We start from the raw sequence: 26,674 nt of genomic DNA on the forward strand, positions 1-26,674 counted from the left end.
GGCCGGCTCATTATCGGAAATGACTATGTCTGAAGCTATTGAAAGAGACGTGATCGTCGTGGGCAGCGGCGCGGCTGCGCTCGTCTCGGCACTGAGATGCGCTGCCCTTGGAGCATCGGTGACGATCCTCGAGAAAACCGGAAAGATTGGCGGCACGAGCGCGATGTCAGGCGGTATGACCTGGATCCCGGCAAACCGGCTGATGCTCGAAGCGGGACTGCAGGATAGCGAAACCGAAGCACTGGATTACATTCGTGCGACAGCGCCTGATGGCTGGGCGGCAAGCGAGGAGCCACTCTGGGAAGCGCAAGTCGCAAACGGTCCGCGGATGCTGGACTTCATCCTCGAGAACTCCGCCGCCCGGTTCGAGATCGCCGATGTCCCTGATCCCCATATGGCGCTGCCCGGTGCAAAAGAGAGAGGTCGCCTGCTCGCGCCGACGGAGGTCAGCGGGCGGGAGCTCGGTGCCTATTTCAAGCACATCCGTCGGTCGACCATCCCGCAGGATCTGACCTACAATGAGTCGGTCATTGCCAACATGACCCGCCATCCGATTCGCGCTTACCTCCGCTATTCCGGCACCGTCGTCCGTCGCTGGCTGACGAGGACCCGCAGCAAGGGCAATTCGCTGGTCATCGGCTTGCTGCGCGGATGCTTGGCCAAGGGCTGCGGGATCGAGCTGAATGCCCGAGTTGCCGAGCTGCTCACCGACGGCAACGGATCAGTCGTCGGCGTGGTCGCTGAAGTGGCGGGGCAGCCAATCACCTACAAGGCCCGCAAGGGAGTCGTGCTGGCGACCGGCGGTTTCGAATGGGACAGCGAGCTGCTTGATACGCATTTTCCCGGCAACGCTGAATTCCTTTCCAGCCCCAGCACCAATACCGGCGATGGACTGAAAATGGCGATGAGGATCGGTGCGGCCACCGCACACATGAACCAGGCGAACATCATGCTGCAGCCGCCTGTCTACTACGAGAAGATGCTGCACGGTCTGCCTCTGCGGATCCATGCGGAACCAGACGCGATCTTCGTCGACGCTGAAGGCAGGAGGTTCACGAGCGAATACGAGTTCAACATCGCCGATTGGACCGTGCGCGATACCGAGCGCGGCAGCCGGTTGCGCCGACCAGCCTGGCTGATCACCCACTGGCCGATGGTCAAGCGTGCCTGGCTGATCAAGTGGTACATGAACAACAAGCCTGGCTGGTTGATCACCGCCTCCAGTCTGGATGAGTTGGCAACGAAGACAGGACTGCCGGCAACGCAGCTCAAACAGACCGTGGCTCGCTTCAACGATCTCGCAGCGACCGGTGTCGACGATGACTTCCATCGCGGCACGGCCTCTGACTATGAAATGCGCCTCGCGGCTTCGATCGGAGCGATGGCGCCAATCCAAACTGCTCCCTTCGTCGCATTTGAAATGCGCCCATCAATTCTTGGGACCAAGGGGGGCATCCGCACCAATGCCTCAGGTCAGGCAATGCGCGCCGACGGAACACTGATATCCGGGCTTTATTGCGCCGGAAACGTCATGGCCAATCCGACGGGCATGCGCACGCCGAGCCAAGTGGGTACCACACTCGGTGCCTACATGACCTGGGGCTTCATTGGCGCCAATGCCCTGCTGTCGAACAACCGGTGATGTCCCGCCTACACCTCAGGAGAAGTATATGAAGCTGGATCATCTTGTGTGGGCCTCGAACTCGCTGGAAGATGCTGCAGCCGAGTTCGAGCGGCTGAGTGGGGTTATGGCCGGCTCAGGCGGCCGCCACCTCACGATCGGCAGCCGCAATGCCCTTGCCAGTCTGGAGAACGAAGCCTACCTCGCCATCGATGGTCCGGATCCCCTACAGGAGCTTGCCGCCAATTACGGCGCGTTCCTTGCAAATCTAGCGTCGCCGATGCTCTGGCGTTTTGCCGTCCAGACGCCTGATCTTGCGCCCGCGAGAGGGGTTCTTGCGCGCCACGGTTTCGAGACCTCTGTCAAACCTGGAAGCCGGACAACTTCGGGAGGTCGATTGCTTGAGTGGTACACGCTGACCGTTGCTGGTCACGACCTCGACCTGGGAATGCCGATCATCAAGACGTGGCGGACCGATGGGCATCCGTCGTCTGAAGCTCCAGGCGGATGCCGACTGATAAGCCTCATCGTGTCGCATCCCCGAGCGACAGACCTGAAGCGACTCTATGAAGAATTGGACGTGCCGGTTGGCGTGGTAGAACATCCGGTTGCCTCCTTGACCGCGGTCATCGAGGGACGGTTCGGACGGTTTACGCTGCCAGCGGCACGACGCTCGACGAGAGCGCCAAAGGCTCTACGGTAGTTGGAGTGTGGCGGCCCTGCTATGCCCGTATGCGACGTCTGCGCTGACAGGCGGTTACTTGGGCATCGGACATATCCGGTGGCAAACCATCACCTGCTGCTGCTTGGCGCCCTCGTATTACTTCTCGCCGCTTCCTATCGCCCGCATGGCCACACGGTTCGACCGCTTCAGCTGCCGCGGGAGCGGGCCGGTAGTTCGTATTCCTTCAGGACCAGCTGAATTTACAAGTCTCCGCTCCATCAGGCCCCCGCAACCAACGGCACTTGCAAATTCTCCCATTCGGGAGACTTCCGCAAAAGCTCCTCGGCATAATCGCTGCGGAGCTTTTTGCGTTTCTGCTCCGTATCGATCTCGCCGGAAGCAATCCGCGCCAGCAGGTCGTTCTGGGCAGCGGCGGCGAGATGCGAACGTGAGCATCGCGGCGATGTCGGCGCGCAGTACGATCACCAACTCCGCACCATCCGGTATGAGATTGAACCGGTTGATCAGCGTGCGAAGCTTGTCCGCCGCCTGTGCCCGCGTCTCCTCGTTGCCGAGCTGGTCGTGGAGAGCAGCGATTTCCTCGTTATAATATTTTGTCGGATTGGGATGGAGCAGGGGAGGCGGTTCTTCCGCGCCATCGAGGAAACCGACCAGCTCTTTTTTGCTGGCTGCGAGGGGCACCATCTTCGTGTTCATCCGGTCGGCAGCGCCACCTTTCAGAATAAGGTCGAGAAGCGTGTCAAGTTCGCGAATGTCTTCCTGGTCGCGGAAGGCGATCGAGGGATTCCGTCAGGATGACGTCAAAGTGCCGCTTCGACCGTCGGCGAACCGTTCCTGAACATCGGGCTGGATCAGAGAGGCGCGCGAGATGGCGCGATCCGTATAGCTGTCGACGATGTGTCCAGCCTTAGCGCTTAGCCCGTGTGCGGCAAGAGCGAAGCTGGTCCTCGATCGAGGTATCACGCTGGTCATCCGGAGGAATGGCGGGCGTAAAGAGCGTTGGCCTTTCTATCCGAGGAGGCGTTCGCGGGTGGCGCGCTCCTGTTCGGCTTCGACGAATTTACGGGCAACCTGTCGTGCCAGCAAGCGAACAAGTTCAAGGAGGCGAGGATCGGGCTTTGACGGGTCTAGGCCGGCATGCGTCGGCGGGTGCGAGAACTACCCGGATGCTGTTGCCGCTGTTCCTTTCCGCTTTGCCACAACACGATCCTTGCCCATGTGCGGACCATTCCGCCCGGGCAAAGACTGGGCCGGAAACCGGCGAATTTGAATGCGAAATCGCGGCATGTCAGCGACTTCCAGCGTAGTCCATCGTGCCTTGTTGATCCGTTGCGCATTAGACCGCAGATCAAGCGGCGGAAACAGAGGGCACCAGCGTGAGAATACATGGATTTTGGCGCGAGCGAGTCCCTTGCGCGCAAAATTTTTTTTGCGTTCTTCCTCCTTCCGACGCGCTCAGAGCCTTTTCTTTGCTCATGATGCTGCACCTTCCAATGGATACAAGGAGAGCTTTGCTTGCATTGCCCTGATCGGCTGCGGCCAAGCCTTGCCGACCCGTGGGAGCCAAGGGAAACTTACGCCTTGCTCCCCATGCGCTCAGCGGCATCGTCGTGTCAAGCTCGCCGAAGGATACGCAGGTCCAGGTGAACCTGTCGGAGAGACGCTCCCTCAGGCTGACCTCAGGGAAGGAGGTACGACGATGTCAGGAACCGGTCGGAAGAACAGGTTGTAGCCAACGACAAATGTCTCGCCGATCAGCGTACCTCTGGAACGTCAGCGAGCAAGGTACGGCGTCCGGCATGCGGTTCGGCGGGATCGATAGGATAATGGCGTCTGCGTCCTTAACGGCCGCCTCAGCAGTGGCCGCTTGACCTCCTGAGGTAAGCACGTTGGTGGAGATCGTTTCTGGCCCTCGCGAATTGACAACCTTAACGACGTGCCATGATCCGAAGCAGCAGTTCGTGTGGGCGCCGCAACAAGAGACGCCCTCCAGGTGCTGGAAGGAAAGTGGCTTTAGAAGTTTCTCCATTGCAGAAGACCCGGGAAAATGAGCACAGCATATTGCGGTTTGGGCCAAGCCACAATGACGCGATATCAGGCCTGGGTATTACAGACACGAATATATAATCTGCATCGGGTTGCGTGGGCGGTGACTGACATTACGAGATATGGTGAAGCGATGAATTTCAACGTGCTCTGCATCGGCGCGGCCGTGCTCGACGCTCTGCTCGGGGCCGAGCCTGTAGTACGCGTCGAGTGCGACGACGCGGCGACACGGATACTGAAAGATCTCGACGCCGATGGGGTGGACATGAGCGGCCCCTCGATCGTGGAGGGAGCGCGTTCTGCCGCGGGAACCATTCTCGTAGCCGATGCGGGCGAGCGCCTGATCATCTTAGTCTACGAGGCCCCTGCGCGAGTTCCTCAAACCGTTCTCGGATGCCAGCCTCGCAGCTTTCGACGCGGTGCGAGGCCCCATGGCGGCGCAGGTTGTGCCCGTGGCAGGTCGCATCTGCATCTCGGCGATACTCAATTCAGACGTAGCGCAGCCAGCTTCGACGAGCTTGCCTCGGTCGCAAGCCATCATCTTTTTCGAGCTTGCGGCGGGCCCGACGGCGACGGGCGTCGAAGACGCGGAACCGGCAACGCTGCTTATCGGGTGAAGATGTCCCGGCGCGCTCGTCTGCGTAACCGTCGGAGATTCAGGATCCTTCTGGATCGAGCTAGGCGGGAAAGACGTGCATCATGTTCCCGCGATACAATTCGCGCCGCCGATACGCTGGTTGCCGGCTATATCCCTCATGGAGCTTTTGCCCTTGTTGTTGCTCGGAAGAAGCCGCCCGAAGAGACGCTGCGAGTCGCGTCGGTCGCCGCAGCCATAAAATCCCGGAAGTTCGGAAGAAGACTGGAGCCCCCGATCGAGGAGGTGCTTGCGGCGCATCGTGAGCCGGCAGGCCGCTAGTCGCCGGCGCGCGTCACTCATCCCAGATTTTAAGCAGTGCGTGCCGGCGCGCATCGGCGAAGGCATTGGCGAGATCAGCTTCGCTCCCCTCGAAGGCCCTTTCCTGCTCCCAGGCCTGCGACGCCATGTTCCATGAAAAGACTACGTATCCATCGTGCGACACGCCCGCCGCGCCAGGCGCCATCACGTCGTCTTGTCGATCGTCCGTCCGCACAACCTTTTTCAGGACCGGCATTATGAAAACTGGTCCGTCGACTGTTATAGTTTGGCTCATGATTGCTTTCCGATATACTGAACGTCCTCGCAGTAGTATAGGTCAGAGCTTGCAAATTGCCATTCAATATGCGCTGCCCGTGCTCCACGCGCCGAACTCGGCTGACGGCGCAGTTGCTGCTAGCGGATGTAAAGGCCGTATTGCTCCGCTTCATTATGAAACGACTTCCGGTATTCGATCAAATTTTGCCCGTTCCAGGCAAGTGCCCGCCACAATGCCCTGTGAGAGTGAACATAACAGCATGCGGAAATCGTCGTGCCAACGGCGTCGGAGGTGATCTGCTGAAAGAATCGAAGCAAAGCGCCTGACGAGGGGTATGTCATCCACGGGAAGAACGACTGCCAGGCGTCCAGCTGCAACGGTGAAGAACTTCCGGATCGCCAGGCACGATTTACAACGCCTGAATATGACTGACTGCCGCCCGTAATCGGCAGGTCGCGTCCGCGGCGCCGACTGAGGCGCCTGACGCTGATATTATTGCCGCCTCGCACCACGCAGGCGGCGGATGATGGAGTATTTTGGCGGACTAGACATTGCGACGGTGGAGATGGCGATTTGCGTCGTTGACGATGACAGCAAGGTGCATCTGGAGGTAAAGGTGGCAACAGAGCCGCAGGCGTTGCCTGCGTCTCTGTTGCCGTTCCTTTCCCGTCTGCGGCGTGTCGGCCACGAGGCCGGCTCGCTGTCGCCGCGGCTGCGTCCGGAGTTTGTCAGACTTGGCATTCCGGCTGTCTGTCTGTAAACGCGGCATGTGCGCGCGGCGATTGCGGCGCAGCGCAACAAGACGGACCAGAAGGATGCGCTGGGCATTGCGCATATGATGCGCAACGGCTGGTTCCGGCGTGCCCATGTGAACACACGGGAATGCTACCGGCTGCGATTGCTTCTAACGCACCGGCGTAACCTCAAGCGCAAGTTTCTCGATCTCGAGAACGCCATCCGCCATTCTCTGAAGGCATTCGGCATTCGCCTGAAAGGCACAGGTAGGACCGGTTTCGAAACGGCAGTGAGAGAGGCGGTGGGGCAGGATGAGCTGACGCGCAATCTGATGGATGCCATGCTGTCGGCGCGCGCGGCGTTGTGGACGCAGTACAAGCGGCTACACCAGCTTGTCGTGCAGTTCGTGTGCCCGCTATCGGCTTTGCCGGCGCTTATGGCGATCCCTGGTGTCGGGCCGATGGCGGCACTTTAATGACGGCGGTGGAAGACCCGGCGAGGTTCCGCCGTTCGCGCGATGTGGCAGCCTACTTCGGGCTGACGTCGCGGCGATGGCAGTCCGGCACGTCGATCGATGTGCAGGCGCGAATATCAAAAGCCGGAGATCCTACGTGCGGCGCGCGCTCTACGAGCCGGCGTAGGCGCTGATGACGCGCTTGCGCGGCAAGGACAAGGTGAAGCAATGGGGTGAGATGCTGGCCAAGGGCGGCAGTCACCGCAAGGTGACGGTTGCGGTGGCGCGCAAGCTGGCGGTGATCATGCGCGCCATGTGGAGCGACGGAACGTTTGATTTCGGCGACCCGTCGGCGAGAGATGCGGATGTGGCGGCGCGGGCAAAGGGCAAGGAGCTGAGGCTTTTAGGTGCCAAGGCGTTGCGCGGCCTATGATGCGGGATGCATGCCATGGAGGCGAGCGAGATCCGTTGCTAGGCCAATGCTCAACCGACGTCTTTGATGGCGAAAAGCGAGAACCCTATATCGTGGCCGATGCCACGCCGCCGCTGAACGTCTACGGCCGCTCCAAACGTGCAGGCGAATTCGCCATGGGCGATCAGCCTGCAGTGCGCTGGTGGCCGGACGAGCTAGGTCTATCCCCTGTCCGGTTCCAACTTCGTCAGGACAATTCGCCGGCTTGCGGCGGGCGAGCGCGAACGGCTCGGGTCGTCGCCGATCAGCCCGGGCGCCGACCTCAGCGAAATCGATGCAGACTTGACGTCGCTGGCGCTCGCTGCTTACCTCGCAGTGCCGTGCGCGGGTCTCTATCATCTCACCGCATCCGGTGAAACGATGTGCCATGGCCTGGCAAGACATGTCGTTGAGCAGGCCGAGCGGCGTGGGGCGGAATTCGGGCTTGCCGGCGCGGTCGGCACCAGCGATTATCCACTCCCGGCGCGCCGGCCGGCGAACTCCGTTTTCGAAACCGGCACCTTGCCTCCACGGAGGGACTCTTGTTTGCTAACTGGACGAGGCATGTGGACCGGATGTTTGATCAACTATATTCAAGGGGAAAGGCTGCGTGACACGAGAAGGCGGCATACTTGCCGGAGGGCCGGTACACGCCTGCATACCGCGACGTTTGGACCCGACCGATACGGCATCGTCGAGTTCGACCAGGACGGAAAGATTCCGTCGCTGGAGGAAAAGCCGTCGGTGCCCCAAGTTGCGCTATTTCGTGACGGACCTATATTTGCAAGACGGGCAGGTATCGGATTCTTGCGAAACTTGGCGCCGTCGTCGCTCGGCGAGCGTGAGAGCGTCGACCTGAACCGGCTTTATATCGATGACGGTACGCTGAACGTCGAAATCATGGAGCGGACGATGCCTGGCTCGACACGGGCACGCACTGTTCACTGCGCGAGGCCAGTCAGTTCATCTCCACGCTCGAGAAGCGGCAAGGCCTCAATGTCGCGTGCCCGGAGTAGGTTGCCTATCGAAAGCCGCTGGAACGACCCCGGCCAAGCTCCGCAGGCTGGCCGAGCCTCTGCCCAAGAGAGAGGTTACGGTAACTAGCAGCTCAAACTGCTCCAGGAGCCGATCTGATGAATGTGCAGAGACTGGCTATTCCGTGCGTCATGCTGATCGAGCGGCGGGTCTTCGGAGACCACAGGAGCTTCTTCTTCGAAAGCTTCAACCATTGGGCTCCCGATGCCGGGGGCGGCGGGCTGGCCGATTTCGTGCAGGACAATCATTTCGAGTCCGCGACGAATACGCTTCGTGGGCGCCACCACCATATCAGGCAGCCGGAAGGGAAACTGGTCAGCGTGTGATGCAGGGGGCGGTGTTTGACCAGGCGGTGGACCTGCGTCCCTCATCGCCCGACTTTCGGCAGGTCGGTCGAGGAGACGCTTTAGGCGGAGAACAGCCGCGAGCTCTGGTCGCAACGGCGTTGCCCATGGCATCCTGGTGCTCTCGCAGACCGCGAAGTTCGTGTACAAGCCAACCGACTACTGTTTCCCCAAAACGAGCGCTGCATCGCCAGGAACCATCGGAAGCTGGCGATCGGCTGGCCACTCGAAGCGCCGCCGCTGACATCGAAGAAGGATGCCACCGGCCTGCCGCTGTCGGCTGGCGAGCACTTTTCCCGACTCTGATCTCAGGCAGGCGCGGCGCGGCGCGGTCGGCGCCAGCTGTACCTTAGCAGATACCGCAAGGCGCTTTGCAGGTGCCAGCGGCGAAAGCGCCAGTTTCTGTGACTTGCCCGCTGCGCGTTGTGGATAACCTTTTCGGCCGGGCACGCCACGATCCGCCTGTCCTGCCGCCAGAGGCGTGCACAGATATCAACATCTTCGTAATAGAGAAAATAAGCTTCGTCGAATCCGCCGATCTCACGGAAATCGTCCGCCCGGAAGAGCATGAACATTCCGCCGATCCAATCGGGCTCGATGTCTGCCTGACCCGGCGTCAGGCGATAGCTGCCGTCATCGAGCCCCCACGCCTTCCTCAGGAGACCGGAAATGGTAGGAAACCGCCGAACGTTGTCCTCGACAGTGCCGTCCGCCGTTGTCACCAAGGGCGCCACCACGGCCGCACCGCTGTTCTGCAAGGCCGCGAAGAGGGCCGGGAAGGGGTCGTTAAGGAAGACGATATCGGGGTTGAGAACCAGGAAGCAGTCCGATGCACACAGACGGAAAGCGAAATTGTGATTGGCGCCGAAACCGCGGGGAGACATGTTCCACAGCGTTTCGATCCGGCTGCTCTGCGGCAGGTCGAGTACTTCGGGAATGTTCAGGACAAGCACGATCCTGTCGATCTCTGGGAAATCAAGCAGTTGCGTCACCAGCGACGAGACCATGCTTCCATGGCCGTGGCTCACGATCGATACAGTTATCATCCCGTCTCTTTACCCTTCAACAGTCGGACCCCGTACCGGCATACGATCACGTCCCGGGCCGCCAGAGCCGCTGCGCCATTGCTGCAAGCAGAAATTTAAGCCCACGCCTAAAGTCGCCCGTTGCCAAACGTCCGATCAGGACTGCGGCGCCACCCCAGGCCAGGGATGCCAGGCGCGGCAGTTTCATAATTGGCATCAGCCAAGTCCAAAACAGCAGGCGCCGGTGGAAGCGCGCTGTGAAATACCGATAGGTCGTCGCCAGGTCGCCGGACCGGTCACGCCGCTGGCGAAGCAGATAGTAGGGATAAAAGCCCAGCATCATCCGCGTCTCGAACTTGCGCACCTTCCCGGCCGTCATGCCTTCCGGCCGGTATCGATCGAGTATGTCTCCGAGTTCCTGCACGAAGACATGTGCAAAATCGTAGCCGCCCGAATTGTTGCGTTTGCACGCGACGGAATAGATGGTGCGGTAAAGGTTCGTTGGAGCCTCGAGAGCCGCCCTGATGACTAGGTGGACCTGCACGAGGTTTCCACCGCAGAAGGCCCGGGCATCGACCTCTTCGAGGAGCGCCTTGTTGATGACGCAGGCCGAGATCAGCGTGACATAGCTCGCGACCGAGGCAAGAAAGTCGCCGGAATCCTTATAGACGATATTCTCCCCGCCCTTGCCGGGGTGTTCGCCCTTGATATCGCTATTGTACCCGTAGGGCTTGAGGCAAATCACGCCGTAGGTCTCGTTCTTCAATGTGTTAACCAGGAAGCCCAACGTGCCTTCGGTGAGAACGTCGTCATCTCCGAGTATGAGGACATACCGGCCGCGCGCGAGATTGAACACTTGCGCTATGTTAGCATCCGAACCGATATTCTTGGGATTTCTCAGCGCATGGACAGGCAGGCCGCCGGCGATTGCGGCAGCAACGACTTCGGCGGTGTGATCACCGCTCGCATTGTCGGACACAATCACTTCGACCAAGCCGGCAGGCAGGGATGCCATGTCCGAGCGCAGGTGAGCCAGCGTCAGCGCAAGATAGGGTGCTCTGTTGTAAGTGGGAATGGCGATAGACAAGAGGGGTAGTGTCATCGACGTCTCCAAACCCTGTTGTAGTGGACAAAGAGATAGATCGAGCAGGGAAGGACAAAGAGAAACTGGATTGCAAGCATGGTCGAGACGACGCCCGCCGGCCCGTAGAGCCGGGCGACGGGCAGGGTGACGATTGCCGTTGCCGCGGCGCCGACGATGCCGATCCAGACGAGCGGTTCCTTCCGATAGGACCGGAGCTGCATGGCCAGAGCGCCCTGAATCTGACCGGCGAACAATGCGACCAGCAGGCCGGATAATACCAGCGGCGGAAGGATGCGGACTGAATAAGGCGTCTGTCCCAGGAACAGCACGATTGCCATGATGACGAGCGCAGGGGCCAGAAAGGTGATGCAGAAAAGCGCGAAGCTACGCCGGAAGAGCCGGTCCATTTCCGTCCAGTCGCAGCGGGCAGCGGCCTTTGCCATGGCCGGCACATGCCGGGCGAGGAAGGACTGGGAAATCAGCCCCAGCATGTTGGCGATCGTCAGCGACAACCCCATCTGCCCCGCGGCGGTCGCATCGCCGGTCGCAAAGATCACGAGAGTCTGGGTCTGGGTCAGCAGATAGCCGGCGAGCCAGCTGAGGCCGAGGCGCCATTGATGGGGCCAGATTTCCGTGCGCCAGTCAATACGCTGATGTCGTTGCATCACGGCCTCGGCGATACCAGGCCGCGCCGATAACACCCAGAAGGCGCTGACGACGAGCGCCGAGAGCGGCATCATGGAGGTAGCCCAGAGTCCTCCGCCGGCAACGAGCACGATCCAGGTCGCTGCACTGCCGAGCAAGGCTTGCGTCAGCCGGACGGCCGCGACGGTAGCGATCTCACCGCTGCCTTCGACCAGGGCCAGAATAGGCAATGGTAGAAGCGAAAGAGAGGTGACCAGCGTCAGCCCGATCCAGGCGGTCTTCCAGGCGACGGGATTGGCGCCGGACATGCTGAAGAACCACCAGCCGACGGGTAGCACGACGACCGCGAAGCTCCAGGCGAGCCACATGTAATGCCTGGTTGCCGAGGCGAAGAGGCCGACCAGCTTTTCAGAACCTTCCCCAGCCATCCGCCCTCGGGGCAGCCAGGACAAGGTTATGGAGGCATGTGCCGCAGCCTGAACGAGAACGAGCGAAAGACCTAGGTCGAAAAGAGTGTAGAGCGCCGCAAAGCTCAGGAAGCTGTAGTACCAGCCTTGCTCATCTGTGGTCATGGTCTGCGAGATAAGCAGGATGGTGACAAGGCCGGCACCGCCCTGCCATATCCTTTGGGCCAGAATCAGGACGAGCGGAGACACTCTAGACAGAGGCTGCATGGAAAGCCTCAGGACTACACAATGGCTCGCTTCATCTGAATAGCGATGAAACCGAGGGCGAAGCCAGCGATCGCACCCAGCAGCGCCGTTTGCCAGGATGATCTGACAAGAGGCCGCAAAGGCGATGGTCCGGCCAGCGTCTGAGTTCGGTTGAAATATGGCTTCTTCGTCGACTGATCCAGTTGAAGGAGGGTCTGGGTGATCGTCGCTACCTGCTCGACGATCTTGCTTCTGGCCGCTAGCAACGCGTCGAAATCCGCGCCGCGGCTCGTGGTCGAGTTAATCTCGGTAGCTATCTGCTGGTCAAGCTCCTCGGCACCGGCGAGCATCTCCTGGTAGCGACCGCGTTGCTCTATGGTGAAATCAAGTAGGTTGGTAGCGATTGCCTCGTGCTCAGCCATCACTTCGTCCATGGCGGCCGAGAGCCGTTCCGTTGCGACCTTCTCGGAATCATGTCGGACCCTGATCTCGATTTTGTTCGCATCGCGAAGCGCGCGCGCGCTCAGGTCGCCGGCTCCACCATAGACCGACGAGAGCAGCTGCTCCGCGGCGCCGGGATCAGAGAGCCGATTTGCAACCGCTGCGGCAAACTCTGTCGCAGGGATGCGGGTCGTCAGGGACGCGACCTGTTCAAAAGGCGCCACATTATCGCCAGTGCTGATCGATCCAATCTCGATCACCCCTATTGCTTCGTTCTTTCCAAGCAGGGGCTTGAAGATGAGCATACCGATGGCGCCGCCGACGATGAGGCATAGCGCTAGGAATATCACGTTGCCCAATCCAGGATGTCTGATCTTCTGGCTCATACTGCCATAGCCCCTTGTCTATTAACGCCTGATCCTCGGGGAAGCCAGCTCCGAACGAGGATTTCCAGGCTGATTGACACGATAAGAATGAAATTCAATGGTGGGCGTAGAAGCGTTCCCAGCGTCAGTTGGTACTCGATGGGCGCGATTGCTCCGGTAGAGTAGACAGGCCTGTCAGGCAGTATGTCACGCCAGAGCACAACCAAATCCAGAGGCGAGAGAAGGATCATAATCGAAGCGATGTAGACCCAACGAAGTCGAAAATATAGCAGTGACGGGACGATGAGCGGGTAGAAGATCAGCGAATAGCCGCCGACCCAGACGCCAAGATTGCATATCATGACTATCTGAAATGCGAAAAGCTGAGTCTGCGGCAGCCGGTTGCGAGCACTGAGCAGTGCAGCCATTGACATTACGAGTGCCGCCAGATTGGCGTTGTTGATCACCGTGCTTACAGCGGCTAGGTCCAGCCCACTCTGTCCAAGGGAGGCTCCGTCGCGGACGGCTACCGCTAAGGCATATGCGAAAGCCGCGATGGTTGCGGGTAGCGCCAAGACTTCGCGCCCGGAGAACACCATATCATTTTGCCCAAAACTTAGGATATTCGGGAGGAAATAAAGAAAGTCGGGGTCGAGCAAGAGGCCGCTGACAACGAAGATCACACCTGCGCACATGGCTATGAACAGGAAGTCCTGCCAGCGTCCCGCAACTAGCGGAGTCAATAACAGAAGTGCGAAATATGGTTTAAGGTTGATCAGAATTGCGATAAATATTAGCCTTCGGATGCCGCATGAAGCCATGACGCCTGCAAGTAGCGGAAGACAGAGAAGGATTATATTGCCTCTTTCCGTCGCGAAGAGAAGAGGCGCCGAGAGCGCATAGAACAGAAAGACAGCCACTCTGTCGGCAGCCGTCAGATCCTTCCAGAGACGAGATATCATGGTCAACGCCACTAAGAAAAGGGAGCTAGCAACTACGAATATTCTAAGGGCGAATGAATAATCACGGATTTCAAATCCGTCCATGAAGCTGTTGCTTCCCAACGAGATCAGCCCGACCAACCTCATCAGCAGGAAATTCAAGGGTGGGTAGACAGAGCCCCATACAGAGTAGCGTCCCGAATCTGCACTCCAATACAAGACGTGAAAGAAATCCATGAATGTATCGGATTTGTCATATACGAAAGGCGACGGCAAGTAGCCGTGGACGGAGAAATATCCGTAGTAATATAGCAGACTTAGTACCTGGGCAGTCGCCAGAAAGATCAACACAAGCGTTACCGAAATGCGGTTGGCGCTATTCAAAGTTGATCCTCTCCTTTTCGACCACGATAGGCCGTCTCTGGACGTAAGTGTGTATTGATCCGATGTATTCACCTAGAATGCCGACAAAAAGGAACTGCATCCCGAACAGGAAGAATATGCCGATCACCATCGGTGCGACACCTATAGGATAAGAGTACCAGAATGCAAGCTTGAGAATCGTGAAGATAACTGCGGCGAGTATGCTGAGTGTTCCCATCAGGAAGCCGATAAACGCAGCGATACGAATCGGCAGCTTGGAATGGCTGACAATTCCAAGCATCGCGATGTCGTAGAGCGTGTAGAGATTGTTCTTTGATATACCGCGAAGCCGGCGCGGCTGGTTGAAGGGTATCGATTTTACATCGTAGCCGAGTTCCGATATCAAGCCGCGGAGATAGGGATAGGGATCGTTGACTTCCCGGACCTTGTCGAGGACATCCCTGTCGTACAGGCCAAAGCCGGTTGAGTCGTTGAGCACCGTGATCTCGGATATACGGTCCAGCGTCCGGTAGTATGCCTTCCGCATGGCATGGACCAACGGAGAGCCCTGGCTGACAGGTTTGACGGCGAGGACGAGCTTGAAGCCTTCCTCCCAATGCCTGACGAACTCGGGGATGAGTTCCGGCGGATCCTGCAGGTCTGACGCGAGGTAGACCGTTGCCACGCCGCGTGACTGGATGATCCCGTAATACGGCGACCGAATATGCCCAAAGTTGCGGGTATTGACGATCACCTTTACCGTTGGGTCGGCGTTGGCAAGTAACTTAAGCTTCGCGACCGTTGCGTCCGTGGAGTGATTGTCGATAAAAATGATTTCGAAATCGTAATCAAGTGGCGCAATGGCAGCTTTGATACGGAAATATAGTTCGTCGACGTTGTCCTGCTCGTTGTAGCAGGGCGTCACAATGCTGATCAGGCGCCGAGCGCTGGCAGACGGAATTTGAACGTTGTCCAAGATGGATGCCTCAAGCTTTCTTAGTTCGGCCTTGGTGTGGCGATCGTGATCATGTTGCCAAGCTTAAGTCCGATGGTTATCCCGCCAAACGAAGGAACCGACTTGATCTTCAGTCCCAGCGCGAAAAGCAGATGGCGCAGCAGGAACTGAACTGGGAAATGGTTCACGGTTTTGCGCAATTGGACGACGTCGTACCCTGCGGTATCGAGCAACTGCGTCATCGATTCTGGATTGTAGATTTCCGGGTGCTGCAGGCAGAATGCCGGCCAGCGCTTCCCGAAGATGCGCCGCAGCATGGAGGATTCGTCGTGGGTGACGATTGCCAGCCGTGCACCCGGCATCAGCTTTTCGCGCAATTCACGCAGCGTTGCAACAGGATCGAGCAGGTGGTCGAGCACATGTACCATGACGGCGGCGCCGGCTGCCTTGTCCGGCACCTGCGAAAAGCCGAACATGTCGTGGATGATCTCGTGCGGCTTGCCCTGCATCGTCTCTGTGAGAGCCGGGACGATATCGCGGTTGGGCTCGAATAGCCAGTATTTGCCGAACCGGCCCTCTCGAACGCAGTTCTCGGTGAACAGACCGATGTCGGGGCCAATCTCGATGTAGTCGCCCGTCAGGGGGGAAACACTCTTCAACGACTGGAAGTATCCACGCTGCGTTTTGCGCAACGCCTCGATCGGTACCACGTCCATATTGGGCGGCATCTGAGCATAGAGCTCTTCCAGTTGCTCAGGCGTGAAAAATACGGGGGCGTAAAGCATTCCGCATTTGCCGCACCGCCCGTAGGAGAAGAATACCTTGTCCTTGAAGAAGCCGTTCCAGACGGGAATGAGAGCCGAGTATTCGGTCGCTTCCGCGGTCGGATGCGACGCAGCATCCGGTCTTGCCGCCGCGGCAGGAGCGCCACAAGCCGGGCAGCCACGGGAAAGAAATTGCCTAGTCAATTCTCAAGAACTCCTGCGTTGAAACGTAATTCGGCTATGCCAGAAATAGCTTGTAACAATAACCGCCACTGCAAATGCGAATTGGCCCCATATCGGCGGTACGCCAAGCAGTTCTACGATAACAGGAAGAGCGGCAAGATTGGCGAGGAAGTAGACAGCATGGAAGGTGATGAATTTTCCAAATTCGGCAAGATAGTTTCCGCTTGTTCTAAACACAAGAAATTTGCTGGTCAGAAACGAGAAGCACACGCTCAAGACCTGTGCGATGGTCAAGACCAACAGGTAGTGTTTTGCCAGGCTCGTCAGCGTCCACATAAGGACCGGAAAAGTCGCCAGCCCGAAAAGCGTATTCAGGCCGCCGGCGGCCAGGAAGCGCAGCTTAGTGTCATGCTGGCGCATGAAATGGATGGCGTCGGTCGCTGCGGTTGCAAGGGCCAAGGTTACTGATCCTCTAGAAGATCAATGATCATGTTGTCCTTCAGTTCTTCGCGGCTGAGGAATGGTGAGAGATCCTCGAGTGCCGGAGATGTGATCCGGCCATCCGGATGCTGCTTGGCGCCGAGCTTCGGCGCGAAGGCCTGGTGCTCGTCGATCATGATCTCGCAGACCGCGGGACCGTCGATTTCCAGTGTCTTCCTGATGGCATCCTCGAGGTCGTCGTGGCGGGTTGCGCGGATGAAGGGGAAACCAAAAGCTTTGACTACGGCCTCGAAATCCGGGAAGCTGACGCCGCTCTTCGGTCCGCCGCCGACTTCGACGCCGCCGAAGAAATTGCGGTGGGTCTGGAAGATCGAGACGTATCCGTTGTTGTTCAGAATGAAGATCTTGACCGGAATGTTGTTGCCGGCGATCGTTTGCAGTTCCTGCAGGTTCATCATGATGGAGCCGTCGCCGGCAAGGCAGATCACGCGTTGCCCGTCGGCCGCCTTGTTGATGCCGATCGCCGCCGGCAGGTCGTAACCCATCGTGGCGCAGCCGGAATTGGTCCAGAGCCGCTGGCCCTGCTTGAGATACGCGGCCTGGAAGCTGGTGACGCAGGCGCTGCCGTTGCCGGTCACAACGATTTCATGCTCATCGAGTTGTTCGAAGAGCTTTTCCATGAAGCAATAGGGATTTACCACTTGGTTAGTCCAGTATTCCGGCTTGACCACCGGAAAACGTCGCTGCCTTTCCTTGCACCAGCCAAGCCATTCAGTCTGCTCCTGCGTAGGTCCGGCGTTTCTTTCGCCAGCGACCGCGGTCAGGACGGGTATGAAGTCGGTCAGGCTCGCCAGGATAGGCATGTTCGGCGTCACTGTGGGCTTCTTCAACTCATTTTCGTCGATCTCGACCCAGATCTTGTAGGCCTCACGTGCGAAGGTCTTCCAGTTGTAGCTGACTTGGCGGATGTTGAGACGGCTGCCCAGCACGATAAGCAGGTCGGAGTTTTGCACGACGAAGTTTCCGGCGCGATCGCCGATCGTCCCCGGACGACCGGTATAGAGCGGATGGTCGTTCCAGATCACATCGTGAGCATTCCATCCGGTAACGACCGGAATGCCGAGCTTTTCGACAAGGCGGATGAAGACTTCGTGCTCGCCGCTGAGGCGGACGCCGCCGCCTGCGAAAATCACCGGCCGCTTTGCCTGGGCCAGCTTATCGAGCACTTCGACCGCCGCCTTCCTCAGATCCGTCTTCTTCCAGGGCTCGTCCAGTTCGGCCGGGTCGAATCCCTGCAGGTCGTCGACTTCGATCTGTGCGGCCTGAACGTCGAGCGGAATGTCGAGCCAGCAGGGTCCCGGACGACCCGAGGTCGCTAGGTAGACCGCCTTTTCCATGTGATAGCGGATAGACTTTGGATCCGTCACCATATGGACATACTTGGTAACCGGACGGACGAGTTCCTCGATGTCGAGTTCCTGGTCGCCATACTGCCGCAGCGGCAGACCCGTATAGCGAACGGTCGTCTCGATCTTGACCTGACCCGAGATGACAAGCATGCCGATCGAATCGACATAGGCGCCGTAGACGCCGGTAATCGCGTTCGTACCACCTGGTCCGGAGGTGACGTTGACGACCGGCAGGCGGTTGGTGAGGCGGTAATAGGCTTCGGCGCCCATCGTGCAGGCCTGCTCGTGGTGGTTGAAAACGCATTCGATATCTTTGTGGGTGCCGATCGAATGGTTAAGGTGCATGGCACCGCCGCCGGTGACCATGAACGCATGCCTGACGCCATGGGCCACCAGGAATTCAGCAACCCAATTCGACAATTTCATCTTAGCCATTCTGCCACCCATTCCATAAAGCCGTGCGGCTTATGGCATCTTCTAATGAGACGGACTTATATAAGCCCAGTTCGGTGCTTGCAAGGCTGGTATCCGGCACATAACGGCCGGGATTCCAGCCTGTGTCCGGTGCGCCCAAGATGGAAAATTCGCCGGTACCTATGACGGTCGCCACGCGCTCGGCCAGATCGCGAATCGAAATCGATTCATCCGAGCCGACATTGTAGGCCTTGCCGGCGGCCCCTCTCGCGAGCAGCTTCCACAGCCACACGGTCAGGTCACTCGCATAAAGGTAGGAGCGGCAGGGCAGGCCATTGCCGTTGACGACGATTGGTTTGCGGTCCATTGCGTCGCGAATGAAATTCCCTGCAGCGAAGTGGATGCCGAGAGATATGTAGGGGCCCAGCAGCGCGAAGATGCGGGCGTTCACGATGTTCAGGCCAAATTGCTTCGCATAGATTGCGCAGAGCATTTCGGCAGCGCGCTTTCCTTCCGCATAGGCATTGCGGGCGTTGGTGCAATCCGGCGATCCCGTCCAGTCTTCGCGCACATGGGTCATCTCCCAGGGCTGCTGGCCGTACACGGCGCCCGAACTCAGGAAGAGCGTGCGTGGAATGGCCTTTTCGACGGCGAGGTCGAGCGCCCTTCGCGTTCCCGAGACAACCGTGTCGAACATCTGCCGCGGGTTGTTTTCGTTCAGGTCGGCGCTGGCATCCGTGGCCGCATGGATCAGGTGGGTGAATTCCTGCGCCGGCGTGGCAAAGCTCGACACGTCTCCTTCAAGGAAGGTGAAGGAAGAGTGGGCGGCAAGATGCGGTGCCTTCTGCGCGAATGCTGAGGCATTGCGGGTGAGCACAGTGGCCCCGATGTCGGCGTCGTAGCGCTCATTGACGTATCGCAGGGACTCGAGAAGCCAGCAGCCGATGAAACCGGTACCGCCGGTGATGAAAAGCCGCGCACCGCGAAGCTTCGGCCATATGTCCGCAGTCTTCTCATGGATTTCCCGAAGATCGTCCTCAAGGGACCAAGTCATCGCCTCACCTCGTTGATTGCACGACGACGCCTTGTATATGTCAATTTGCCGTCCCTCCCTTTTCATCTCTTCGGTAAAACAACAGATCGCTTTCACTCCGCCAGGCCGGAGCATCGGCAGAAGTGTGTTCCTGAAGCTCGTCAGATTTTATTTCATCTGAGCGCGCTGCCTGCACAATGGCTCGGCCTGAGGTCATCGGTCGGACAAGGTGTTGCCAGAGCCTTATCGTAGACGACCAGAAGCTGTTTTGTCTCGTTTGCGCAAGTCGAAATCGCCTCTTCCACCGTGTTCGTTGCGAAGTTAATGAAAAGCTCGATATGTCCACATGGCAATAAGCGAGGGTTCGCATTGTTTTCAGTCTGAAAGACAAACCGCGAGCCCGGCGCCGGCACTACTCGAATTGCCAGCCGATATCCGCAATCGTCTCCTCGTAGGCGGATCGGATGTCGGCGTGCACCTCGTCGCTGCGCTGCTGCGGCACGAGTTCCAACGCTCCGTCCCCTCGCGGGATGACAACTCGATAGGCGTCGGTGCGATGCTTCTTGTCATGGGTGAATTTCTCGAGAACGCCGTCGATCGGTATCGTCGGAGGCGATACCACGACAGAAAACTTTCCGTCCCCGAGCTTCGACTTGACATGCCCGGCCAGCGCCGCTGTGCGCTCGATCCCAACCGCACCGAGCTCGCCGCGCCGGGTGGCGTAGTTGATGGCGATCAGCATTCCCACACCCACGGCGATGCCGTGTGAGACACCAAAATTCGTCGCAGCTTCCATGGCATGGCCGAACGTATGGCCGAAATTCAGGAGCAGGCGCTCCTTGTTGTCGAACTCGTCCACCTCGATAAACCACTTCTTGGTGGTAAGCGACTTCAGGATGACGGCTTCGGCGCCATCGGGGTCCAGCGGGTAGCTCGGCTTCGTGTCCAGGTAATCGCGGAAATCCTCGAAACTGCGCGCGTAGCAGATCTTGGCCGCTTCATAGAGGCCGCCCACCACCATCTCTGCATCCAGCGTCCGGATGAATGCGGTATCGATGAGGATTTCTTTCGGCGGGAAAAAATTGCCGACCAGATTCTTGTAGCCGCCAACATTGATCGAGGACTTGCCGCCAATGCATGAATCTACCATGCCGAGCAACGTCGAGGGAAGGTAGGTCCAACTGATGCCGCGCATATAAATCGAGGCCGCGAGCGTGGATATGTCCTGAATGATGCCGCCGCCGATAACGATCAGATGGGTATTGCGGTTGGCGTTGCGCTGCCGCAGCGCGACGATCACCGAAGGCGCAGCCTCCAGCGACTTGTTGCTTTCAACGGCATCGATATAGATCGGCTCGGCAGCGGTAGCCGGCAGATAGCCCGACAGGTTTCTGTCGCAGATGATTATGGCATCCGGATTGGCCGCCAGTGTCCTGGACAGCAGCCCGGTGCCCACTTCGACGCCGTAGCGCCCCGCCGACGAGGAGATATCAAAGGATTTTTGCATTCGAGAAACCTCTGTCGGCAGCGATGAACTGGCCTGTTATGCCGGTGTTGTCGGGTGAGCAGAGAAAGCCGGCAAGGTTGCAGACATCCGACAGCGCCGGCAGCGATCCGAGAGGCGTCATCCCCTCCAGGCGTCCGATCTGCTCGGGCGAAAGGTTTGCGCGGGTCATCGGCGTGTCGAGCGCTCCCGGCAGGACAGCGTTGATCAGCTTGCCCTCGGCGCCAAGGTCGAGGCTTACGGATTGCACCAGCCCGAGCAGCGCAGACTTGGTCACGCCATATGAAAGCTTGTTGGACCGTGCGATGTTCTGCCAGATTGAGCTTATGACCACGAGGCGCGCATGCGGGCTCAGGAGATTTTCGTCCAGAAGCGTCCTGAGGCTCGCGAGTATGTAGACGACATTGGCGTCATAGACGCGTCTGTGAAGCTGCGCATCGAAAGTGCGGGCATTGTCGTTGACGTTCATTCCTTGCGCCCAGATGACCGCATCGATGGGCGTGTCGCCAAGTCCGCCGGCCGGCATTCCCGCCTGGCACGGGTCCCATTTAATCCAGTGGATTCGTGGATCGCGTTGCGCATCGGGATCGCGGGCGATGCCGACGACGGTCCATTTTCTGTCGAGATGCCAGTGGCAAAGGGACCGGCCGACTGCACCACTCGCGCCAAATATCGCAATCGTATAGCTCACGCCACCCTGTCCCCATGAGAAACCCCGCCTTTAGGCGGGGCCATTGTTTCGGAAACCGTGTCGATCACTTGGCCAGGTTGGACCAGCGGTCTTCCAGCATCTTGATGCGCGGCGCGTCCTCGATCTGGATCGAGCCATAGTAGTCGCGCTTGTTCTTGAGCCAGAGAAGCTCGAAGTAGACAGTCTTTTCCAGACCTTCCGCCATGTTCGGATTGTCGAGCGCTGCACCCTGGAAAATCACCTTGCGCGTCTCGAAGCGCGTCAGGTGCACTTCGTATATGCGCTTCAGTTCCGGCAGGGATTCGATGGCTACGGCGCCGCCGACAACCAGCTCGAGATTGGCAGCCTTGAGGGCTTCGGCAGACTTGAGAACATAGTCGGTTATTCCGGAGCTGTTGATGGCCGAGCGCGGCATGTCGCTCGAGCCGGCAAAATCGACGCGCCCGAAGACGCCGCCCTGTGCACCGTCCGCCATTGCGGCAGTCTTGACGAGGCCGTCGAGGTTGTTGAAGGCGGTGATGGTCTCGATGTTGAAGAGGAAGCTCGTGTCCTGCTTCTGCTCTTCCGTGTAGACCTTGTTCTTGGCTTCGATGAACTTCTTCAGCGCGTAGGGCGTCTCAACCATGGGTGCGATGATGTATTCGACGCCGAACTGCTTGGATTCGATCAGATCGCGCACGGCTTCGCAGCCGCCGATCTTCAGGCCGACCTTGAGGTCCGCACGGCGCGCAAGATCGATCAGGCGCAGCAGTTCATCCGTACGGGTCCCTTCCGCCTCGAATTCGGCCTTGACCGACACCGCGCCGAATTCCTGGCGAAGCGACTTCAAAAGGTCAAGCATCTCCCGTTCACAATTGTTCATGGCTCAAATCTCCCTGAGAGCTTGTTGATAGTGGTTGATCTGCGAAATGGTAGTCGCCCGCATGTCCTCGCCCTGGACATATGCTCTATACCACTCGACGATTCTGTCGAGTGCCTCGCCCAGGCGCCATGCCGGAGCCCAGTCGAGCGCCGCCCGCGCCTTTGAACAGTCAAGCTTCAAAAACGTGGCTTCATGTGGACCTTGAACGGTGTCGAGCTGCCATGAGGCATCTTTGCCCCAGGCCGCGGCCAGGTGTTCCACAACCCATTGAACGGGCTTTGCATCCTCGTCGGACGGGCCGAAATTCCAGCCGTCGGCAAACGGAGCGCCGTCGGTGTAAAGGCGCTCCGCTAGCAGGAGGTAACCGGACAGCGGCTCGAGCACATGCTGCCACGGCCGGATCGCATGCGGGTTGCGAATGAAGACCGTCCTGTTGCCCGCGATCGACCGCATTATATCAGGAATCAGACGGTCCAGAGCCCAATCGCCGCCGCCAATGACGTTGCCGGCGCGCGCGCTTCCGAGGGCAACCGGCCACTGGCCGCGGCCACCTTCGCTGAAGTAGGACCGGCGGTAAGCGGATGTGACGAGTTCCGCGCATCCCTTGCTCGAGGAATAGGGGTCATGGCCACCCATGGCCTCCTGCTCGCGATATCCCCAATGCCACTCGCGGTTTTCATAGCATTTGTCGGTCGTGACGTTGACCAGGGCGCGTATGCTCGGCGTCTGCCGCACGGCTTCGAACAGGTTCACGAGCCCCATTACGTTCGTCGAATAGGTCTCTACAGGATGGTCGTATGAATAGCGCACGAGCGGCTGGGCAGCCATGTGGATGACGATTTCGGGCGCGCTGAGCGCCATTGCGTCGGAAACGGCCCTCGCATCGCGGATGTCACCGATGATCGACCGCATTCCTAAGCCGACACCGGTCGTCTCGAAGAGGCTTGGGTTCGTGGGCGCCCCCAGCGAGAAGCCCGTGAGATCGGCGCCGAGTTCCTGCAGCCAGAGCGAGAGCCAGCTACCCTTGAAGCCAGTATGGCCCGTCATGAAGACGCGTTTCCCGCGCCAAAAATCCAAATCTATCATTGCCAGACTTTCCAGGGAGCCTTCTTGCCCTGCCACAGTTCCTCGAGCAGGTTCTTGTCGCGCAGCGTATCCATCGGCTGCCAGAACCCATTGTGGAAAAAGGCCTGCAGCTCGCCGTCCCTGGCAAGGCTTTCCAGGGGCTCGCGCTCCCAGGTCGTCTCGTCTCCCGCGATCCGGTCGATGGCCTTCGGCGAAAGCACGAAGAAGCCGCCGTTGATCCAGCCGCCATCCCCCACAGGCTTCTCGAGGAAGGACGTCACCGAGTTATTGTCTATGTCCAGGGAACCGAAACGGCCGGGCGGCTGCACTGCCGTCATCGTGGCGAGCTTGCCGTGAGCCTTGTGAAACTCGACCTGCCGGGCAATGTCGACGGAGCCGACGCCGTCACCGTATGTCATGCAGAAGTCGCCGGTCAGGTAGGGCGCTATCCGCTTAAGCCGACCGCCCGTCATGGTGGATTCACCGGTATCAACCAGCGTGATGCGCCAAGGCTCGGCCTTCTTGGCGTGAACTTCCACGACGTTGTGTTCCATATCGATCGTCACGTCGGACATATGCAGGAAGTAGTTCGCGAAATACTCCTTGATCATATAGCCCTTGTATCCGCAGCACACGATGAAATCATTCAGTCCATAGGACGAGTATATTTTCATGATGTGCCAGAGTATCGGCCTCCCGCCGATCTCGATCATCGGTTTTGGACGCAGAGAGGATTCCTCGGATATTCTCGTTCCAAGTCCACCCGCCAAAATCACGGCTTGCATGCGATTACCTGACATCAATAATCTTCCAAGGCGATCCGATACGGATCGTTAAATTCCGAAAAGTTGTGCCCTGAACCACGAAGATGTCCCGATTCAACTTCGAAACTTGCTATATTTCATCGAAGTGCGAGTCAACGCTTTCGCGTGGTGCACCGGCTTATCTTCGAATAATCACAGCTTTTTTCCCGTTTCTGAAATGATGCACGCGCGAGGGTCGCATGGTATCGATCCGTCGGCCGGGGCGCTAGCACGGCTGGCCGGCCACGGCAAGCGATGTCTCAAAGCACTGTCAGGCTAAACTGGGGACTGCAGGATTGCGACGGATGAACAGTCTCCTTGATTTCCAGCAGGAGAGGTTAGAATCCCGTGCAATCCGTCATGCCTCGCTGGAAATGCGTGGTGTTGCGGGCGACATAGGACGTGGGTAGTATCCATCAAGTCGGGTTCGGCACAAAGGCTTTCCCCTTGCCGTATGCGTGGCGGAAATTACCCTAAGATCCAATCCAGCAGCACCCGCCACGGCCTCTCCATCATGCTGTCCGGCTCCCAGGCGTCTCGAACTCCCCGCAACAGCCGCATACCCCCGCATCCGACTTCGCGGCATCCTGCAGGTATGGAAGCGACCTAAGTGTCTTCTCGAGCGGAAACAGCACCTTGTTCATCAGCAGCCGGTGTTTCGTATGTCTGTTCCGGCTCCATTGTTGCGCAGACATCTATCTGCGCGCGAGTATCGACCCCAGCGTCTCGCGGCACTGAAGGATGTTGTAGATCCAAACCTGCGGGCAGTCGACGGTGGAGAGCGCCTTCGCGACGGCTGCGATTCGGAGATGGGGCAGGAGGCTGGTGTAGAAGCTGCCCAGGGTTGAAGACGATGAGATCTGCGTTGCTGATCGCCTCGACGACGGCCGGACAGCCCTGCGGCCGCGATCCGGCGGATGTGGAGAGCCTTGGATAGGCGATGCCGATCTCACCATTATCCTGGGACGCTTGGTACGACCCGATCCTGGAGGTCGATGGTCATGCGGGATACGACAGGCTATTCGGACCCGACCGCATAGGCCCGGACATTCGGATTGCTATTGCTGGGCACACGCTCGTCGCAAGCTGGTGGAGATCGCTCGCAATGGATCAATACTGATTGCCGAGTACGGCGTAAATCGGGTTGATGAACTGTATCAAACCGAGGCCGAACTGCGTGGCCTTGATCCGGGAAGCCACCTTGCTGGACTGCAGGAACGATTAGCGCCAGTGGTCGCTGATACTTGGTTCGCCCATCACCTTGCCGGTGTCGCTGCCAGTCTTCACACGGCAAGGGATTTGGCCTACATCGCTAAACATTGGGACTGACTGGATCTCTTTCAGAACGACGGCCGCGTCGAGATTGATAACAGTGTCCAGCGACCATCCGTCCGGTAGACCTCAATCGCCAGAATGTGCTCTTTGCCGCGCACGACACTGGGCTGCAACTAGGCGACCATCGCCTCGCTCCTAGAGACCCGCGAATTCAGTGCTATCGATCCGCTGGCCTACATGACCGCCAAGCCTACCGCCATTCGCAACGGCCATAAGCAGAGCCGGATCGATGAGCCGATGCCGTGGAGTTATCGGGAATCACATAGCAGTTCCCGACGGTGAGGGCTGCCGGCACGATGCGGTCGTGGAAGTGTGCGATCCTTTGAAATAGCTCAAGCATTTCAGCTTACCTTGAAATCCGCCTCGTAGCAAATGCATCGCAAGGGCGCGTTTCCCTGAATTCGATCCCTCCTCAGTTCATCAACTCGTCACCATGTCGCTACATATGCCTCAAGCTCGACTGATCAGTCGGATGCAAAATCTGAGGGCGGATGCTAAGGCTGTCAACGACCAGAATCTGGGGGCACAACACTGCTTACGATGGTGGGCAAGTCAGCTCGAAGGACATTCCAAGTCCTCCTCCAAAAGATCTACTATAGTGATGTTTCTAGCTGCCGGCAGCGATTGCAGAAATGCCTCCTCCCCGTTCTACGGCTCGTCTCGTCGCTTATGATATCGGAATTCGTTGAACTCCTTCAGGGCTCGAATTTACAAGTCTCTGTGGACCCGAGCCCGCGTGACAAATGAACTTGCAACCGGCGCGACGAAGCCTCCGCCTTAGCGAGCACAGCACGAAAAGCGTCAAATAAAATCCAGCCTCTCCCCCCAGCAGCCCAACATTCGGCACACCCGCGCTCGCTCGGCGGGTTCACCCGTTTGTCTGATGTTCACGTGCTCCCGCGCTGTAGTCCTGCAACGTCTGCATCAACGGGATGATTAGGGCGAGGCTGCCGACCATTGAGAGATCGGCAGCCTTTCCATCGTCGGATGGTCCGGCTTGTTGACCTGAACTGACCTTCCTCCAGGTTTTATCGGTTTGGAGGTCAAACCCGCGGGTTTTGGCTGCTGTCTCTGTTTGGTAGCGGCGGGTGCGGAGTGAACCCATAGCGGCGGCTCGAGCCCGCCGCCGGTTTCGTGTCCGAGCGATTTCAGCCG

22 protein-coding genes and 3 pseudogenes are annotated in these 26,674 nt (G+C 58.8%); 8 read left to right on the forward strand and 17 right to left on the reverse strand.

Translation table 11 applies throughout. The annotated features are described in order from the left end of the window. The first annotated feature begins 25 nt into the window (after window positions 1-25). From ACR65N_RS06105 to ACR65N_RS06115, 3 genes are all read left to right on the forward strand, one after another. Window positions 26-1,642, forward strand: a complete 1,617-nt coding sequence (locus tag ACR65N_RS06105) for an FAD-dependent oxidoreductase (protein ID WP_440456195.1) — start codon at window positions 26-28, stop codon at window positions 1,640-1,642. A gap of 28 nt (window positions 1,643-1,670) precedes the next feature. Further along, window positions 1,671-2,324 (forward strand): VOC family protein, encoded by a 654-nt coding sequence (locus tag ACR65N_RS06110; RefSeq protein WP_440456196.1) that lies wholly within the window; start codon window positions 1,671-1,673, stop codon window positions 2,322-2,324. A gap of 327 nt (window positions 2,325-2,651) precedes the next feature. Beyond that, window positions 2,652-3,104 (forward strand): hypothetical protein, encoded by a 453-nt coding sequence (locus tag ACR65N_RS06115; protein WP_440456197.1) that lies wholly within the window; start codon window positions 2,652-2,654, stop codon window positions 3,102-3,104. Between the two features lie 904 nt (window positions 3,105-4,008). Here ACR65N_RS06115 and ACR65N_RS06120 read toward each other — a convergent pair. Then, complete coding sequence (locus ACR65N_RS06120; RefSeq protein ID WP_440456198.1) at window positions 4,009-4,335, reverse strand: NAD(P)-binding domain-containing protein; 327 nt, start codon at window positions 4,333-4,335, stop codon at window positions 4,009-4,011. A gap of 946 nt (window positions 4,336-5,281) precedes the next feature. After that, entirely contained in the window at window positions 5,282-5,542 is a 261-nt protein-coding gene (locus tag ACR65N_RS06125; protein WP_440456199.1) for a hypothetical protein, read from the reverse strand. A gap of 508 nt (window positions 5,543-6,050) precedes the next feature. On the opposite strand from ACR65N_RS06125, the pseudogene ACR65N_RS06130 reads away from it, so the two are divergent. From ACR65N_RS06130 to ACR65N_RS06145, 4 genes and pseudogenes are all read left to right on the forward strand, one after another. Further along, window positions 6,051-7,146, forward strand: a pseudogene (locus ACR65N_RS06130) (IS110 family RNA-guided transposase). Beyond that, window positions 7,146-7,292, forward strand: a pseudogene (locus ACR65N_RS06135) (sugar nucleotide-binding protein); the annotation flags it as partial. The pseudogenes ACR65N_RS06130 and ACR65N_RS06135, both read left to right, overlap by 1 nt. 61 nt (window positions 7,293-7,353) lie before the next feature. Then, a complete protein-coding gene (locus tag ACR65N_RS06140) occupies window positions 7,354-8,268 on the forward strand; it encodes a sugar nucleotide-binding protein (RefSeq protein WP_440456778.1) in 915 nt (304 codons plus the stop codon). A 29-nt stretch (window positions 8,269-8,297) separates the two neighbouring features. Further along, window positions 8,298-8,525, forward strand: coding sequence for a dTDP-4-dehydrorhamnose 3,5-epimerase family protein (locus ACR65N_RS06145; protein WP_440456200.1), 228 nt, complete (start codon window positions 8,298-8,300; stop codon window positions 8,523-8,525). Between the two features lie 326 nt (window positions 8,526-8,851). Here ACR65N_RS06145 and ACR65N_RS06150 read toward each other — a convergent pair whose 3' ends face one another. The 15 genes from ACR65N_RS06150 to rfbF form a co-directional block, all read right to left on the reverse strand. After that, complete coding sequence (locus ACR65N_RS06150; protein ID WP_440456201.1) at window positions 8,852-9,550, reverse strand: galactosyltransferase-related protein; 699 nt, start codon at window positions 9,548-9,550, stop codon at window positions 8,852-8,854. A gap of 85 nt (window positions 9,551-9,635) precedes the next feature. Beyond that, window positions 9,636-10,670, reverse strand: a complete 1,035-nt coding sequence (locus ACR65N_RS06155) for a glycosyltransferase family 2 protein (RefSeq protein WP_440456202.1) — start codon at window positions 10,668-10,670, stop codon at window positions 9,636-9,638. Continuing rightward, a complete protein-coding gene (locus ACR65N_RS06160) occupies window positions 10,667-11,971 on the reverse strand; it encodes an MATE family efflux transporter (RefSeq protein ID WP_440456203.1) in 1,305 nt (434 codons plus the stop codon). The genes ACR65N_RS06155 and ACR65N_RS06160 overlap by 4 nt, the downstream gene beginning before the upstream one ends. 14 nt (window positions 11,972-11,985) lie before the next feature. Beyond that, window positions 11,986-12,777: a hypothetical protein gene (locus ACR65N_RS06165; RefSeq protein WP_440456204.1), complete on the reverse strand. Its 792-nt coding sequence runs from the start codon at window positions 12,775-12,777 to the stop codon at window positions 11,986-11,988. Further along, on the reverse strand, window positions 12,774-14,081 hold the full coding sequence (locus ACR65N_RS06170; protein ID WP_440456205.1) for a hypothetical protein: 1,308 nt from the start codon (window positions 14,079-14,081) through the stop codon (window positions 12,774-12,776). The genes ACR65N_RS06165 and ACR65N_RS06170 overlap by 4 nt, the downstream gene beginning before the upstream one ends. After that, entirely contained in the window at window positions 14,074-15,036 is a 963-nt protein-coding gene (locus ACR65N_RS06175) for a glycosyltransferase family 2 protein (protein WP_440456206.1), read from the reverse strand. Before ACR65N_RS06175 ends, ACR65N_RS06170 begins: the two co-directional genes overlap by 8 nt. A gap of 20 nt (window positions 15,037-15,056) precedes the next feature. Further along, window positions 15,057-15,800: a class I SAM-dependent methyltransferase gene (locus ACR65N_RS06180; protein ID WP_440456207.1), complete on the reverse strand. Its 744-nt coding sequence runs from the start codon at window positions 15,798-15,800 to the stop codon at window positions 15,057-15,059. A 186-nt stretch (window positions 15,801-15,986) separates the two neighbouring features. Continuing rightward, the gene (locus ACR65N_RS06185; RefSeq protein WP_440456208.1) at window positions 15,987-16,421 is read right to left on the reverse strand and encodes a GtrA family protein; all 435 of its coding nucleotides are present in this window, start codon (window positions 16,419-16,421) and stop codon (window positions 15,987-15,989) included. A gap of 2 nt (window positions 16,422-16,423) precedes the next feature. Beyond that, a complete protein-coding gene (locus ACR65N_RS06190; protein WP_440456209.1) occupies window positions 16,424-18,238 on the reverse strand; it encodes a thiamine pyrophosphate-binding protein in 1,815 nt (604 codons plus the stop codon). Between the two features lies 1 nt (window position 18,239). Further along, window positions 18,240-19,280 (reverse strand): NAD-dependent epimerase/dehydratase family protein, encoded by a 1,041-nt coding sequence (locus tag ACR65N_RS06195; RefSeq protein ID WP_440456210.1) that lies wholly within the window; start codon window positions 19,278-19,280, stop codon window positions 18,240-18,242. Window positions 19,281-19,671: 391 nt separating this feature from the next. Next, entirely contained in the window at window positions 19,672-20,766 is a 1,095-nt protein-coding gene (locus ACR65N_RS06200) for a 3-dehydroquinate synthase (protein WP_440456211.1), read from the reverse strand. Further along, window positions 20,750-21,454 carry an SDR family oxidoreductase gene (locus ACR65N_RS06205; protein WP_440456212.1) on the reverse strand — a complete coding sequence of 235 codons (705 nt, stop codon included), beginning with the start codon at window positions 21,452-21,454 and terminating at the stop codon, window positions 20,750-20,752. The genes ACR65N_RS06200 and ACR65N_RS06205 overlap by 17 nt, the downstream gene beginning before the upstream one ends. Before the next feature lie 64 nt (window positions 21,455-21,518). Then, a complete protein-coding gene (locus ACR65N_RS06210; protein WP_440456213.1) occupies window positions 21,519-22,316 on the reverse strand; it encodes an aldolase/citrate lyase family protein in 798 nt (265 codons plus the stop codon). A gap of 3 nt (window positions 22,317-22,319) precedes the next feature. Further along, window positions 22,320-23,402 carry a CDP-glucose 4,6-dehydratase gene (gene rfbG / locus ACR65N_RS06215; protein ID WP_440456214.1) on the reverse strand — a complete coding sequence of 361 codons (1,083 nt, stop codon included), beginning with the start codon at window positions 23,400-23,402 and terminating at the stop codon, window positions 22,320-22,322. After that, entirely contained in the window at window positions 23,399-24,166 is a 768-nt protein-coding gene (gene rfbF / locus ACR65N_RS06220; protein ID WP_440456215.1) for a glucose-1-phosphate cytidylyltransferase, read from the reverse strand. Before rfbF ends, rfbG begins: the two co-directional genes overlap by 4 nt. 1,000 nt (window positions 24,167-25,166) lie before the next feature. Between rfbF and ACR65N_RS06225 the strand changes: the two are divergent. Next, window positions 25,167-25,801 (forward strand): annotated as a pseudogene (locus tag ACR65N_RS06225) (IS66 family transposase); the annotation flags it as partial. Window positions 25,802-26,674 lie beyond the last annotated feature (873 nt).

This window comes from Rhizobium sp. SAFR-030, assembly GCF_059415005.1.